Genomic DNA, 14,771 nt, shown 5'->3' with positions numbered 1-14,771 from the left:
TTGGTTTATCTCACTATAAAAGCCTGAGAAAGCATCGTTTTTCTCCATGCTTTACCCACGGTTGTCAAACAGAATAGTTTGTTTTGGATAAACCCTTTGATATGAGCGTTTACACAGCGAGAAGATTGCTCAAATGAGCACGTAGTGTGAATGAGCAGATAAAATGGCGGGATCGCGCCAGATAAAATGGCGTAAAACTCATGTGCGTGAGCTTCATATCAAGAGAGAGATAAAAGAGGTTGTGCCACATAAATGAGTCTGTCAAGACTTTTGTGTATGTATTTTGCTCTATTGGGGAAAACGCTCCCCAAAGAGCAAAGCAAAGCAATTGAGCGCTGGCACCCAATGGTAAATGGGCATGGTCCACTTTTTGGCAATATTGAACATGGCCAGGTACACGACTTTGTAGACGGCTTCCTCGGAGGGGAACATGCGGTGGTTCCGTGTCACCTTGCGCAATGACATGTTGACTGACTCAATTGCGTTGGTGGTATAGATGACTTTGCGAATATCTTCTGGATAGGTAAACAACGGGATAACATGGCTCCAGTGGCTTCTCCATAACTTACTGATGCTCGCATATTTTGGGTCCCATTTCTCTGCAAACAGTTCTAACTGAAATTCCGCTTCCATTTCCGTGGCGGCGGCATAGATCTGCTTCAAGTCGGCGGCCACCTCCTTGCGGTGCTTGTAGGACACATATTTGAGCGAGTTGCGCACCATGTGCACCATACACAGTTGGACCTGGGTCTGCGGATAGAGCGTTTCGATGGCTTCGGGCAAGCCAGTGAGCCCATCCACACAAGCGACAAACATATCTTTGAGTCCCCGATTGTGCAACTCGGTGAACACGGAAAGCCAGAATTTGGCGCCTTCGTTGTGGCCTAACCACATTCCAAGCAATTCTTTTTGGCCCTGCATGTTGACCCCTAAAGCCAGATAGAGGGCGCGATTGATGATGCGCTGGTTCTCCCGTACTTTGATCACCAGGCAGTCCACGTAGACAATCGGGTAAAGCACCTCCAGCGGGCGATTCTGCCACTGACGCACCTCATCAAGCACGGCTTCGGTGACATTGGAGACAAACGTGGCTGAAATGTCAACACCATAGAGCTCCTGGATCTGCGCTTGAATATCACGGGTCGTCATGCCACGGGCGTAGAGCGCCAGGATCTTCTCGTCAAAGCCCTCCAGCCGTGTTTCATGCTTGGGGATCAAGACAGGCTCAAAACTGGCATCACGATCCCGTGGCATGTCAATGCTCACCACTCCTTGTGATCCTTTGAGGGTTTTGCGGCTGCGTCCATTGCGGACGTTGGTGCATTCTTCAGTGCGCTTGCCATGCTTAGGATAGCCGAGATGTTCTTCCATCTCTGCTTCCAAACAGCGTTCGATCAACGCGCCAGTGAGTTGTTTGAGAAATCCGCCTTCAGCGAGCAGCTGTTTCGGATCGCTGCATTCTTTGAGCAGTTCATCAATGAGTTCGCGTCGAATGGTCATACGTTTTTTCTCTTCTTCCATCTTCCTCATCCTATTATACGTTACGTCTTACGTATCACGTATTACGTATTATTTACACAAAATATTGGCTCTTCCGCACTTTCCGTGCTGGGCTTGCAACCCCTATTCGTAGAAAAAGATGGAGGGAAATTGTTTTGCCTCCAATAAAATCATGAATGAGGTGCTCCTTCTTGCCAATGCTTCCGTTCTCGTTATCCGGTTTTGCCATTCAACACATCACACATATCAGGGAGATCCTAACTATTACGGCCTGTGCCACTAGTCCCACAGCGGCTTGCCCATCTTGCCAACACGTTTCGTCTCATATCCATAGTTATTACACACGCTCACCACAAGACTTGCCGGTCAGCGGTCACATTGTCCAGCTTGTTTTACGAGTGCGGCGTTTCCGCTGCTTGAATCACACTTGCCAGCGACAAACCTTTGCCGAACGCTTGCCTAGTCTTCCCGTTTCAGCCCGGCAAACGACTCGGTTAGCAACATTGCTGGATGGCATCGCTGTTGTTCTCAGTGGACAAGCAGGCTCACGACTCACCGAGCAATTAGCCATGCCAGTGAGCGCCGATACACTTCTCCGACGAGCCAAAAAGAAGGCCCCACCGTCACCAACGCCCCGAATCCTGGGTGTGGACGATTTTGCTTTTCGACGCGGGCGCACCTATGGGACGATCCTCATCAATTTAGAAAGTCACCAACCAGTTGATGTGCTGGAAGATAGGAGCGCAGAAACCTTTGCCGACTGGCTCAGGAAGCATCCAGGCGTCGAAATTATCAGCCGAGATCGTTCCAAGGACTACCTACGTGGGGCAACTGAAGGCGCACCACAAGCCCAACAAGTCATAGATCGCTGGCATCTGTTAAAAAATCTTCGGGAAGCTGTCGAGCGATTTCTCAGTCATACCCAAATGCCAGAGGAGGTAAGAGCGGAAATCAGCTTGACGATTGCGCCGCGTCAGAAGAGAACCAGTGGCGAGCGAGCTCGCTCCGAGGGCTCACGAAACCGACGCCTGGCACTCTACAATCAGGTGGTGGAGTTATCCAAGCAAGGAGGGACTATTCAGGGGATCGCCAGACAACTCCAGATCAGCCGGCAAACGGTTCGCAAGTTTGTTCAGGCCTCCACTTTTCCTGAATTTCAGCGAGTTCCTCGCACCAAGAGCGCGATTGACCCATATCGCCCATATCTGCAAGAGCGTTGGGAAGCAGGATGCCGCACCATCGACCAGTTATGGAAGGATGTGCAAGAGCGTGGATTTACTGGTAGTTGGATGATGGTCTACCGCTGGGTTCAACTTCAACAGGACGAGAGAGCTGAGGCAGCCGACCAAACGCAACAAAACACGCAGACGAGAACAAACAAACTGGCTCCGCGCCATCTTGCCTGGCTGTTTCTTCACAATCCTGAACATCTGGAGAAGCAAGAACGAGAGGCCCTTGCTCTGCTGCGAAAAGTACCAAGCATCGAAACAGCCTATGGATTAGTCCAACAATTTGTCGTGATGCTCACAGTGCACAACGCCAAACCACTGGATACCTGGCTCTGGGACTGCCAACTGAGCGGGATTAGCGACCTGGTGACCTTTGCTCAGGGCTTGGAAAAAGAAGGTTCTGCTCTCCACGCAGCGTTCACTCTTCCGTACAGCAATGGACCTGTCGAAGGAAAAATAAATAAATTGAAATATATAAAGCGATCCATGTATGGGCGAGGTGGTTTCCCGCTCTTACGCCAAAAGGTTTTGAAAGCTGGATGATGGAGCACGGAAAGTGCGGAAGAGCCAAAATATTTTACACACTCGAACGAGGACCAGGGAGATCAGGGGCAGGTGCAGAGCCCCCTGGCGTTGCTCTTCACCGGGGGAGGGTGGTGTGTGTGAGCACTGTGATGGTGGAGGAGCCTGCTACCAGGAACGGGAGCGTTTCCCTCGGATGGTGGCGCGGCCCCATGGTATCTGCTGGGAGAACCTGCAGGCAGGGGAGGAGGATGAACGGGCAGCGGCGCGCTACGCTCCCCGGCATGACGTTGCGCCACCCTGCGCCGAGGCGGCATTTCTGAAGAAACCTATACGATATCGAACAGTTTTTGTCTGCGCGGGTGTGCGGGAGACAGGGGAGCGGGAGGATAGAATCTGCCCCTGGGCGAATGGTTTCGAGCCTGCCGTGCTGGATCCAGCGGTGAACCGTCGTCGCATCACCGCGGAGGATGTTGGCGACGTCGAGCGTGGTGAGAGCGTCAGACATCCTCTGTGTGCGGATGGAGCAGGAGCAGACGTGATTGCCAGGATCCCTGGATCTGCGGATGTGGACGCGGGAGGGAGCGGGGGAGGATGAACGGGGAGAGGAAAACGAGAACTGCCGAGAGAGGGTTGCAGGGGAGCCAGGGGGCTTACAGGTATAGGTTTTTTGGGGAACGTTAAGCGCTGGCCCGTTCACGAGCTCGGGCTCGGCGCTTACGCTCCTGTTTCTTCTCCCGCTTGTGTCGCTCTGAGGCGCTTGGTAGCTTTCTGGGTGGTTGCATGTCTTGCGGCCATGGCTCATCGAGCATCTGCCCCTGCAACAACGGCTCGTCATTGAGCACGGTTGCTAGCACCTGTAACCGCCCGCGTACCACACAACTCAATCGACGCACTCGCGGCTGATGGTTGGGCCTGCAGCGTTTCTTGCGCGCAATATGGCTTGCAGGCAACTCCTGCTCACTGTTTGCCGCTCGCTGCTGTTCTTCAGCGACACACCCCATGCTCACACTCATCAGTTGGGCAACTGCCATCGCCAACCACAAACGCTCCACACGCCCTGCTTGCGTCATTTTACTGTGATGCCATCCCCAGAGTCCCCGCTTGAAATCTTTGTACCCCGTTTCGACCCAGGTGCGCATGCGATACCAACACACCTCAGCCTCCTGCGGAAGCAGATCCGTCAGCACGACCCAGGGACCCTCGTAGCCTTCTTCCCAATGCACCAACACCGTCGCGTTGACCCGCGCCTGCTTGCTCGCGAAGCACTCCACACGCCCTTTCCACGATAGACCAGGTGTGGGCACCCACTGCGCGATCATCTCAAAGTCGTCTGAGCCAACTCGTCGAGCTTTACAGTTGCCGTTGATCCGTAAGAAGGGATGCCAGCCGCAGGTGCGAATCCCTTCATAGAGCCACTGGGCATAGAGTCCGCGATCAGCCATCACGATCACGAACCACTCTCCAGGCACACACCCGTGCAGATGCGCGAGTAAGCCTTCCCAATGCGGTCGCCAGGACCCTTTCTCATGCGCCCCCAACACTTTCCAGGCCACTGGAATACTACAGGAGCGAAGAACCACACAGATCGAGAGCACTGTCCAGCGTTCTCCCAGGGTGGTGGCATCAAGGGCCAGTGCCATACGGCGCGTGTGAGGTCCACAGCAGCGCACCACCCATCGCAACAGGGAAGCAAAACAGGTGGAGACCTCGATCTCCCGTCGCTTGTCACCGCATTTGTCATGTGCATCCAGATACCACTCCCGTAAACGTTGAGCTACTGCGTCCTCGGATTGACCCAGGACACACGCGAGCAGAGCACTGATCTGCGACCATCCACAAGCGCCCAGCAGCGTCATGCCAACGCTCCAGAGGACGAGCCCGTTGAGTTGCGATGAGCGAAGATGAGGAAAGGCCGTTGACACCTGGTCCGACCATTGCGATAATAAATGATGGCGATTCATGTTTTCTCCTACAAATGATGTGGAAATCGTTTTGTATTATAGCAGAAAACCATGACTCGCCAGGTTTTTTCCTCCTTCTCCAAAAACCTATACTTGAAAGGAGCCAGGGGGGACCGCCAGCCGGGCAGTCAGTGCTGCGTGTGGGAGAAGAGCACGGCTTGGAGATCCCCTTCTCCACGTTTGAGCAGACGCGGGAATATCGTCGTTTTGTGCAGGTATGTGAAGCTGCCCGTCGGTATCGGTATCTGGTGGTGTGTGTGGGAGATCGTGGGGTGGGAAAGACGTGGGCGGCGCGAGAGTATGCTCAGTGGGCAGCTTTTGAGCGGTTGTTGATGGCCCAGGGGGTGGCCTTTCCAGCGGAGTGTCCGATGCCACGAACGGCCTACTATCGCCCGAAGGCGACGTCCACGCCCAAGAGTATTGAGCAAGATCTGGCCTTGCTGCTGTGGGGCCTGCAGATGATTGCTGATCATGCGAGTGCGGTGGCGCAAGAGAGCGGGCCGATGTCAGGCATGATTCGTCCTGATGGAGTGGGTGTGGTGATGGTGGATGAAGTCGATGGCCTCTCACAGGCGGGCCTGGAGGTGCTGCGGGATGTCTTTGATCGGAGTCGCGTAGGAATGGTCTTGCTGGGCCGTTCTGGAAGTGCCGAGCGGTTGCAGAAGATGGCAGCTCTGTCATCGCGTGTGGGGGTGCTGCATGCGTTTGGGGCCCTTGGAAAACCAGAGACATGCGTTTTGCTGGAACAGCAGATTCAGCAAATGGGGTTGTCGCTCTCGGAAGGAGCAGCCGAAGCCTTTGTGCAGAAGACGGAGGGCAATTTTCAGGAGATGTACCTGGTACTCTGCCATCTGGATTATTTGCTTCTGCGTCATGGGACCTATGTGGTGACGGCTGAGGTGATAGAAGAGGCAGGAGATCGCCTGTTGACGCAAAAGAATGTGCAGCGTTTGCGCAAGAAGCGCTAGTGCGTTGTTGGCGTGGACGCGTCGTACGCAAGGATGGTGAGGAGCATGGCAAGCACGTGGTTAGAAGAGCGTTGGGAGGTGTTGCTGCCGAGGCTGGCAGCCATTGGGGTGGAGCAGGAAGAGGAGATGAAACGGATCTGTCAAGAGGAACTGGAGGTGTGGCGTCGGCGGCCAAGTTTGAAGCGAGCGATCTCGTTGCAGAAGCCGTTAAGCGAAACGCGGAACCGTATTCGGGAGGTGCTGCCACTCACGGAGGAAAATGGATGGTACAATCCCAAATCGAGTCAGAAGGAGCACCTGGCCCTCAAATACCTCAACTTTTCGACCGAGGAATGGATCCAGATGCAGATGCCCCGCGAGGAGAAGGTAGAGACGCGTCGTGAGCGTCCGCTGCCTCTTGCGCGCCCCTGGGATGTGCTGAAAAAAGTGGAGCAGTTGTTGCAAAGCCAGGCATGGCCCGAGTTGGTGGTTGGAATTGGCCTGTCTACTGGTCGAGGGATCGTTGAGATTCTGCACACGGGACATTTCACGAGGAAAAGTGCCTATAGCCTGCTTTTTGCGGCTCCAATGACCGTGTATGAAGTGCTGTGTGTGCCCTTTGAGGTGCCGACCCTGGTGCGTGTGGAGGTGGTGCTTGCGGCAGTTGATCGTGTGCGCCAGTACTTTGGGAAGCATTTTCAGGGTCTGCGACGGCGAGAAATCAGCCAGCAGTGTCGGCCCCAGATCCAGGAGGCGGCCTATAAACAGGCCTGGAGCCTGGTGCCTCTACGCCCTGAAGAGCGCAATGCCTACAAGCGCTTGGCCCATGAGGTGTATCCGCAACTGGCGGCCTGGTTATACTGCCCGACCAACGTCGACCCATTGGTCTATATGGCCACCATTGAGTATCATCGAAAGATCTTGGAAGCGACGTCTGAAGAGGAACGTCTCACTTTGGCCCTTGCTGCTGGATATCGGGAGTATGTGGTGATGGATACAAACGGTGTGGAAGACCAGCGACACGGCATTCGGCTGGGAGAGCCAGGCGTCGAAGTGCTTTCTGTATTTCAAGCAAACAAGCCAGACGAGGAGTTCCCCCCTGGCCATGTCTGGACACTGGAGGAGGTAAAGGCTGCCCTCGCGGCCGATCCGAACATGGATGATGATTGGGATGCGGAGGACCTGGAAGTCTTGCGCCTCTCGCTGTCAACGGTGATTCTCGGGAAGGATGGCACCATTGATCGGCGTCGGGGCATCAAACTGGGAGAGCCAGGTGTGAGAGTGTTAGAGGAGTTTCAACCAAGAGATGAGGAAGAAGGAGAGCGACCAGTGAAGGATGATCTGGAGACGCTTTCGCTCCCACCTCTAATGGACGAAAAGACGGCTGTGACTCGAGAGGAGGTGCAAGAGAGGAAGGAAGATGCTTCTCTCCCCCATCTTTTGGCCTGCTTTATCTATGAGGTTCAGGTCAATGTGATCGAGAATGATCCCCCAGCGGAGATTCTCGATACCCTGGCAACATTGATTGAGCATGCACCTGTGTTCGTGATGGAGCTTGTGGAAGGCCTGCGGCGCATGTCGCCGGAGGATCAGGAAGAGGACTACCCTTCTCGCCTTCCCACTTGTGTGGACGGTGACGCTGGAGAGAGGCATAAAATTCGGTCAAATTCTGCTCCGCCTCCTCAAAAGAACAGTATTCCTTAAGATACACTTCTTCCTGTTTGAGTGTTTTAAAAAAGCTTTTCGCTTTCGCATTGTCATAGGGATTGCCGACCGCCGACATGCTGATCTGCGCGCCAATGCCTTCAAGCTGCTCCACGTACGCTCGGCTGGCGTATTGCACACCTCGATCGGAATGATGGATGAGACCAGGAGCGGGTGCTGTTCGGCAAGGGCGTGCTGAAGGACACGGCGAGTGAGCTGAGTTGTCATATCCCGGGACAGGTGCCAGCCAACGCAGCGGCGGGAGTAAGCATCCAGAATACACGCCAGATCCACAAACGCATTTTGCAAACGGATGGAGGTAAAGGCGCCACCCAGGCTTGATCCGGGGCTGAAAGGAGAACATCTGCGAGCCGGTTGGGATAGACGGGAAACCCATGACACGAATCCGTGGTGATGATTACAAAACGTTTCTTCAGATGACACGACAAGGATTCTTCGCGCATCATCTGAAGCACATGCTTGTGGTTCACACCCCATCCTTGCCGATGCAATTTCCGGGTTACGCGCCGGTATCCATAGCCTGGTGTCAGCGCCGGTGTAATTACGAGCCGATTTAGAGGCGTTTTCTTTCAATGGCAGGGTGAGTTTAGCAGGCTTCTCACGTGGTATCAAGGCCGCTGCGCTTCCCCTTGACACCACGTGAGAAGCCTGCTCAGAGAATTTTTGTGCCATTGAAGCGAAAAAAATGGTTATTTCTTTCTTGTCTAAGAAAGGATTTATTTCAGCCCTAAACCGGCTCGTAATTACGTCGGCGCTAATACCTGGAAACTGCAGGATGATGTGCTCAATCCTATCTCGCAGCGCAATGGCTTCCGGATCCGTATCTAGCTGGCCCAAACGCTCGTAGTACCAACTGCGATTCACTTCGAGCAGATCACACAGCCGTTCAATTGCAGGTAGATCAAGAAGCGCTGGCGACGATGATCGGGATAAGGGAGGGAAATTTTCAACGGCAAAAGCATGTATTGATGCAAATTGAGAGGATCGTGCAGATGAACCCGCAGGCGGAGGTGGTGAGGAAGGAGGTAGTGGAGGCAGCGTGGGAGCACCTGGTCTATGGGCGAGGGTGAGAAGAGAGGGAAAAGGCAAGCAGAGGAGCCAGAAGACAGGAGAGGTATCGAGCAGGTACCTCTCCTTTTGTGTGTATGAAAGAGGAGCGCGGGAGAAGGAAAGGGGTTTGACAGGCAGGAATCTCTCCGCTATAATGCATCATATAATGCTATAGTAAATCATAGAATGTATTTAATTGCGAAGGCACGAAGGAAAGGAGTGGACGGGTATGATGAACCGACGGATCGAGCTGCGTCCAGCGGGGATGTATGTGATCCATGAGGTGGGAGTGCATCCGCTGGAGTTTGAGGGAGGCCATGGGTGGTAGGTGCAGTATCGCGATGAGCAGGGACAGCTGCGGTATGGGTATGTGGTGAAGGTGGATAGGGATGGGCGGCACCTGGAGGTGATGGATGCGATGGCGTATCCGCCTGCTCCGACGCCGTTTGGAGCCTGGAAGGAGACGATCGCGTTTGAGGCGGTTGAGATTGCCGGGAATGGGTTTGATTGTCTGGGGAAATGCCCGGTGCTGGAAGGGCTGACCAAGGAAGAATGTGGAAGATGAGTGATCTTCCGAGGGAAAGCAATGGCGCATCTCAAAGAGAGGTTTCTGGCTGATCCTGAGTGTGTGGGCGTGTACCGAAGAAAAGCACAAGAGATCGTGGATGAAAGAGTACAGATAGGCCAGCAAGTCGGAGGAGAGAAGTCCTGTCCATGTGGATGGATGAGAGGAGCATACGTCTGATGAATAGTGCATCGTATGATGAACAGAGGGAGAATCGAAAACGGAGATGGAGCGAAAGAAATTTGGGGAGCCCGTGCAGACGGCGACGGTGGTAGGAGCAGCCTATGGGATTCACCGGACGACGCTCACACAGGCGGCGAAGGCGGGCGTACTGGGCCGGAGCGCGTATCGGTCGGGAGACGCCTGGCTGATCAAGACGGATCATCCGGATTTCTGGGAGTGGCTGCGGGGGCATGAATATCATCCCCGCGTGAAAGGGTATCGCAAACAGCAGGCAGCCAAAGCGGCCCAGCAGCGTCTGCTGGAGGAAGAGGGAATGGACGTGCCACCACAGGAGGCCCATGAGATGGCTGGTAGCCCGACAGTGCATCAGGAAGCGCGGCGGGAGCCAGAGCAGAAGCAGCAAGAGGCTGTGACGAAGGAACCACCAGCGGAGGGAGATCGACGAGCTGCACCAAGCTCAGGTGGGGATGCACCGATGGATCGTGCACGTCATGGTGATCCAGTGCGTGAGCCAGATCTGGTTGTGTCGGTGGTGGAGGATGCAGTGGATGAGGCGGCAGGAGCCACAGAGGCAGGTGTGTCAGCACGTCGCCAACGGCGATTGATCGCGTATATGGATGTGCGCCGCGGGGAGGGAATGACGGACGCCGGTGAGCGTTTCACCTTCGGGGCGCAGGCCTCGTTATCGGAGGTGTTAGCGGCGGTACCGCAGTTGGGTGATACGAACCAGGTGCGTCTGTGGCTCTGTGGGGAATTGCCGACGGATACCAGTGGCTCGTATGAGGGCTGGGTGCTGGCGAGGGAACTGCGGCAGCGGTACACGACCGGTGCGCGCGGGCACTATCTCTCCGATGAGCGTCCAGAGGAAACCGTCGCTCGCTACCGACGGCGAGGCAGCGAACAGGAGCTGGAGATTCGCCACGTGTTCTCGTGGTTCGGGACCGAGTGTACGGCGACCGAAGCCTACGAAGCGATCCGCTTGCTGAGCAGGTACCTGCAGGCCACCTTTGGAGAAGAAGCGAGCGCGTACGCCACGCCAGCGCTGACATTCCAGGCGCTGTGGACACGTTTGAATCGCCTCCAGAAGCGCAGCTTTGCGCCACTGCCGGCCCCGATCCGGGAGACGATCCGGTCCCACGCGGGGCAGGGCCGGATTGAGCTGTGCACCTTGCCGGAGCTGAAGCGTCTGCCTGGCCTGTACTACTACGACGGCATCTTCATGTACAGTGCGCTGGCGTGGGGATTACCGACGGAGTTGGCGATCCATGACAGCCGCAACGAATACGCCGGGAAGGTGGCAGCACGCTACCGTATCCGCTACACGATCCCGACCGACTGGCAGCATCTGGGCCTGTTCATGACACCCCGCGATGCTATCACCGGGAACCAGAGGGATCGACACACCTGGAGTTTCCCCGGAGCAGAGTCTGCTGGCCAGACCTATGAGACGTGGGTGGACGGCTCCGAACTGGACGTGCTCTCGAGCGCCTACGCAAGTATCGAAGAGGGCTTTGCGGTCTGGCGTATCACGATCCTGGAGCGGATTGTCTTCAAGGCGGAGAAAGCCTCGACACAGAAAAAGCCATTGGACGGCCTGGTCGAAAAGCTGGCGAACCTGCGCGAGAAGGTGGAACGCGATGCTTTGGAAACCCCCGATGACGCCCGACTCTATCAGCTGGTGCGCGGTGGGATCCGTAATATTGTCCTGCATGGCATTGGCACGTTCAACCGGTCAAGCCGCAACGTGACATACATCCTTGGGATAGACGAGCCGGCCCCTGATGGATACAGCAGTCGCCGGGAGATTGACGATACGACGGTGTGGTACAGTGTGCCGGCGGCAACGGAAGGCTACAGCCAGCAGTTTGATCACCCGGAATGGGCGGCGCAGGTGTGGGCGCGTTGTCGTGCCAGAATGATCAAGGCCGCGCTGACGCTGCCACGGGAATCGATCATTGCCATCCGCACGGACGCGATCGCGCTGACCGAGGAACACCCGGACTGGAACACGAACACGAAGCGAGGCACGTTGCGGCTGAAGTGGGCGATCCGGCAGTCGGTGAACGCCCCGCATACCTACGAAGCGCTGGATCTGCTGCAGCGGCAACAAGAGAAGGAACGGGACCGGTAATGAGGGAGAAGAAACCATGGCAGAGATGACACCGGCGGCCGAGGCGATCGCGGGATTACTGGCCGGGGGCTGGACATATGCTGAAATTGGGCGCTCGTTGGGGATCAACGGTTCGAGCATCCGGCAGGCGATTCATCCCAGTCCGGGCCAGCGCCAAAAACCCCTTGCCAAATACGTCCCGGTCCTCCAGCAACTGCAAGGGACGGCGCCAGGCACCAGGCCCGCGACACTGCCAGAGCGACGCAAAACCAAGAGCGGAAACGTGGCCAGCGTGCGTAAAGGCATTCGTGAATTCAAGACAAAGCAGGGGGAGACGCAGTACGCCGCCCGCGTGAAAAAGGGGAGTGCCACGCTGCAGAAACTGCTGGATCTGGCCGCCCAGACCGGAAAAAACGTGCGCTGGGACGTGCTGTTTCAAACGATCCGTACCATCAGCGACGCCACGAAATCGGGGTGGGTAACGGGCAAACTGCCTGATGGCTGGACGGCCGCCACGCTGCTCTCACGCATCGCGCAGCCCCAACAGGGCGACAGTTGGAAACCCGGTGATGTCAGTGGTGCGCTGATAGCGTTAGCCAAGGAACAAAACGAAGGCGTTGTGTCAGCCACGGGTGGCCGGGAATTTAGCATCTTTACGATTCCGTAGCCTCGCTGGTGCGTAGACACGGTGATCTGTTGATACCCAAAAAGGAACCAGTTGGCCTTCGTTCGAGAAAGGAAGGACAGAGATGGATCAGGAGATGGCGCGCGTGCTGCAGGAGGTGGCGTTGTGGGATGCGTGCTCGCTGACGGACTGTGAAGCCGTGGCCCATGCGGTCGAGCAACGGCTGCCGTCGCTATGGGAGTTGATGGGCGTGGAGACGTATGAGGTAGGCGGCCAACGACATGCGATTGCGTTGTTTGCCTGGAGGCCGCCTTCAACATCCTCAGCAGTGACGTATGCGCTGCTTCCCGGTGGGACCGTGACACTGGGCTATGATCGCAGGGCGCCTCTTGCTCCCGATAAAGAACTGGTGCGTGACTGGTGGGACACGCGAATGCTGAGCCTGCATGGGGAACGGGTGACTTTGGATGGCGCTCTGGTGAGAGAGATTATCCCCATGGGTGAGAATGCGTTGGCGGCCGAACTGGCGGAACACCTGCTCCCACTGAGAACGGTCACCCTGGCCCCGTTTTTGCTGGAAACAATCGCGCAAGAAGCTGAGCAGGTGCTTCCCGCGCCAGTGCTCACCTACGAGCGGTATCGCTGGAAGGGGAAGGACTCCTGCTATTTCACGCGCTCCATCCATCGTGCGTTGCCACATCGTCACGTAGTGGCGTTTCTGAAACAGCAGGGATGCCGTCTGCCCAGTGCGGATGAATGGGAATATGCCTGTGCGGCCGGTGCTCGGAGTCTCTTTTATTGGGGAGATGGACCGTTTGCTTCTGGAGAAGATCGCCCCGTGGATCCACCGGCTCACAATGCGTTTGGCGTGAGGATCGTGACGGATTCGTATCGTTGGGAATATTGTCAGGATCCCAGTATGATGCGAGGAGGTGATGGAGGTGCACTGGCCTGTAGCGGTGAAGGGGTACTCGCATCATCGCTGCCGCACGCTTCTGCCTATGCGTGCCGACTGACTGATAAGCAGGTGAATAATGGGGTGTTCGGTCCCTGTTTTCGTCGTGTGTTTGATCTTCCTTTTCCTCTGGCTTGAGGAATGCTACAGCCTAGCCAGCGTTCGCCTGCTGTGCTTCCCATGCTGTGGCGATTGCTCTCTGCGAGAACGCTACAGGACGCGCATCTTGCCCCGACTGCTGCCGTACAGCACACGTCCCACCTTCCTGCCTTCCTGCCGCTTCTCAGCGCATGAGACGCCCCTTCACGGGTAAGAGGAGCGCTCTCACTGGCCCCACGTAGCCCCGTGGCTCCCTCTGTTGCTATGACGGCCCTGCCGCGCGCTCTGGCGGCTGCCTGTCTTTTGCTCCTGCTTATGGCTTCCCAGAGAGCACCTCTGCCTGTTGGTGAGACACGTTGCCCCTCCCAGATACGGCTAGCTATGCGCCTGGCTGGCAGGAATGCGCCCACTGGCCTCTGTTTAGAAAGACTCCCTGAGACGGGAGGAGGGATGGTTCTGTTGTCACAGAACCATCCTCGAGAAGATATGAGCATGGAAGCGAGAGCACGGCAAACAGTGCTGGAAGAAGAGTGATGTCATGAGAGAGACAAGGGAGAGCGATACACGATACGTTGCAAGGATTCACCCTGGCGAGAGAGACGAACGAAGAGGCAGACACGATGAAGGGGGAGCCTGGGTAGTGCTGTGGACGTGTGATTGGGAGAGAGAACGAAAGGAGTGGAGGATGACATAGATGCAGAGAGAGGGCTGGAGAGTAGGGGGAGAGATATGTGGGGATCGAGAGGAGAGTACTCCTCTCGAACACACCCCAAAATGCAAGGCGTGGAGCGGTTGGAGCACCAATCTGTTTGGATGGAATCAATGCGTCTGGTTACTGGCTGTCACGAGAAAAAAAGGGCCAGTTGGCGGCTCTCACCCATGAGAAGTGCGTGTCGCTGGAGGCATGATAAAGAAGGCATGAGGATATTTCTTCCAGGTGAGAGAGGAAGCGCGACAGCGCGGCCCTCATAGTGCGTGTGATTCAATCGGCGCGCTGAGAGACTGCTGAGAGCCTTGTGGAAAAGAGAAGGGTACTGATGGACGCAGACGGAGAAAAAAGTGCTCTCAGCGATTTTTGTGGGTGATACCCCTCGGGGGAGAGAGTAACCCCCGATGATACTTCGTATAGCACCGAAAAGAGGTGAGTAGAATGATGTGCATGGAGAGTGTAAATATGAGTATGTATAAAGTGGAATGGTGGCAAGTGATACTGCAACATGGTAAGACAATGATGGACTGCAAGATGAGCGACAGCGAATCGACCGAGCGACTGCGACAGCAGGAGAGCGCTGCCCCC

At 55.9% G+C, this 14,771-nt stretch carries 11 protein-coding genes and 2 pseudogenes; 9 read left to right on the top strand and 4 right to left on the bottom strand.

All coding sequences use genetic code 11. The annotated features are described in order from the left end of the window. Positions 1-288: 288 nt before the first annotated feature. A complete protein-coding gene (locus KTT_RS24845; protein ID WP_126599298.1) occupies positions 289-1,500 on the bottom strand; it encodes an IS256 family transposase in 1,212 nt (403 codons plus the stop codon). Between the two features lie 176 nt (positions 1,501-1,676). On the opposite strand from KTT_RS24845, the gene KTT_RS24840 reads away from it, so the two are divergent. Together KTT_RS24840 and KTT_RS24835 are read left to right on the top strand one after the other, a co-directional pair. Beyond that, a complete protein-coding gene (locus tag KTT_RS24840) occupies positions 1,677-3,272 on the top strand; it encodes an ISL3 family transposase (protein WP_126594041.1) in 1,596 nt (531 codons plus the stop codon). A 115-nt stretch (positions 3,273-3,387) separates the two neighbouring features. Further along, entirely contained in the window at positions 3,388-3,849 is a 462-nt protein-coding gene (locus KTT_RS24835; RefSeq protein ID WP_126594040.1) for a hypothetical protein, read from the top strand. 82 nt (positions 3,850-3,931) lie between these two features. Here KTT_RS24835 and KTT_RS24830 read toward each other — a convergent pair whose 3' ends face one another. Next, complete coding sequence (locus tag KTT_RS24830) at positions 3,932-5,215, bottom strand: hypothetical protein (RefSeq protein WP_126594039.1); 1,284 nt, start codon at positions 5,213-5,215, stop codon at positions 3,932-3,934. A gap of 140 nt (positions 5,216-5,355) precedes the next feature. Here KTT_RS24830 and KTT_RS24825 point away from each other — a divergent pair, with 140 nt between their 5' ends. Together KTT_RS24825 and KTT_RS37760 are read left to right on the top strand one after the other, a co-directional pair. After that, positions 5,356-6,183, top strand: a complete 828-nt coding sequence (locus tag KTT_RS24825; RefSeq protein ID WP_160145540.1) for an AAA family ATPase — start codon at positions 5,356-5,358, stop codon at positions 6,181-6,183. Positions 6,184-6,216: 33 nt separating this feature from the next. Further along, positions 6,217-7,053 (top strand): annotated as a pseudogene (locus tag KTT_RS37760) (protelomerase family protein); the annotation flags it as partial. A gap of 577 nt (positions 7,054-7,630) precedes the next feature. Here KTT_RS37760 and KTT_RS37755 read toward each other — a convergent pair. Next, a complete protein-coding gene (locus KTT_RS37755) occupies positions 7,631-7,945 on the bottom strand; it encodes an integrase core domain-containing protein (protein WP_371864888.1) in 315 nt (104 codons plus the stop codon). Positions 7,946-8,040: 95 nt separating this feature from the next. On the opposite strand from KTT_RS37755, the gene KTT_RS37200 reads away from it, so the two are divergent. After that, complete coding sequence (locus KTT_RS37200; RefSeq protein WP_235845536.1) at positions 8,041-8,208, top strand: hypothetical protein; 168 nt, start codon at positions 8,041-8,043, stop codon at positions 8,206-8,208. Between the two features lie 95 nt (positions 8,209-8,303). Here KTT_RS37200 and KTT_RS37750 read toward each other — a convergent pair. After that, positions 8,304-8,417 (bottom strand): annotated as a pseudogene (locus tag KTT_RS37750) (IS3 family transposase); the annotation flags it as partial. 848 nt (positions 8,418-9,265) lie between these two features. Between KTT_RS37750 and KTT_RS24805 the strand changes: the two are divergent. From KTT_RS24805 to KTT_RS24790, 4 genes are all read left to right on the top strand, one after another. Continuing rightward, complete coding sequence (locus KTT_RS24805) at positions 9,266-9,502, top strand: hypothetical protein (RefSeq protein WP_126594035.1); 237 nt, start codon at positions 9,266-9,268, stop codon at positions 9,500-9,502. Positions 9,503-9,728: 226 nt separating this feature from the next. Further along, the gene (locus KTT_RS24800) at positions 9,729-11,816 is read left to right on the top strand and encodes a hypothetical protein (RefSeq protein WP_126594034.1); all 2,088 of its coding nucleotides are present in this window, start codon (positions 9,729-9,731) and stop codon (positions 11,814-11,816) included. Positions 11,817-11,832: 16 nt separating this feature from the next. Further along, positions 11,833-12,462: a hypothetical protein gene (locus KTT_RS24795; RefSeq protein ID WP_126594033.1), complete on the top strand. Its 630-nt coding sequence runs from the start codon at positions 11,833-11,835 to the stop codon at positions 12,460-12,462. Positions 12,463-12,544: 82 nt separating this feature from the next. Continuing rightward, positions 12,545-13,513, top strand: a complete 969-nt coding sequence (locus KTT_RS24790) for an SUMF1/EgtB/PvdO family nonheme iron enzyme (protein WP_126594032.1) — start codon at positions 12,545-12,547, stop codon at positions 13,511-13,513. The last annotated feature ends 1,258 nt before the right edge of the window (positions 13,514-14,771 follow it).

It is taken from the genome of Dictyobacter aurantiacus (genome assembly GCF_003967515.1).
Classification (GTDB): domain Bacteria; phylum Chloroflexota; class Ktedonobacteria; order Ktedonobacterales; family Ktedonobacteraceae; genus Dictyobacter; species Dictyobacter aurantiacus.
This window is presented reverse-complemented; position numbering and strand designations above follow the sequence as displayed.

Coding starts and splice junctions, on each gene's coding strand:
- KTT_RS24845 (WP_126599298.1), bottom strand. CDS start 1,500: ATGACCATTCGACGCGAACTCATTGATGAACTGCTCAAAGAATGCAGC.
- KTT_RS24830 (WP_126594039.1), bottom strand. CDS start 5,215: ATGAATCGCCATCATTTATTATCGCAATGGTCGGACCAGGTGTCAACG.
- KTT_RS37755 (WP_371864888.1), bottom strand. CDS start 7,945: ATGTCGGCGGTCGGCAATCCCTATGACAATGCGAAAGCGAAAAGCTTT.
- KTT_RS24840 (WP_126594041.1), top strand. CDS start 1,677: ATGAGGTGCTCCTTCTTGCCAATGCTTCCGTTCTCGTTATCCGGTTTT.
- KTT_RS24795 (WP_126594033.1), top strand. CDS start 11,833: ATGGCAGAGATGACACCGGCGGCCGAGGCGATCGCGGGATTACTGGCC.
- KTT_RS24790 (WP_126594032.1), top strand. CDS start 12,545: ATGGATCAGGAGATGGCGCGCGTGCTGCAGGAGGTGGCGTTGTGGGAT.
- KTT_RS24800 (WP_126594034.1), top strand. CDS start 9,729: ATGGAGCGAAAGAAATTTGGGGAGCCCGTGCAGACGGCGACGGTGGTA.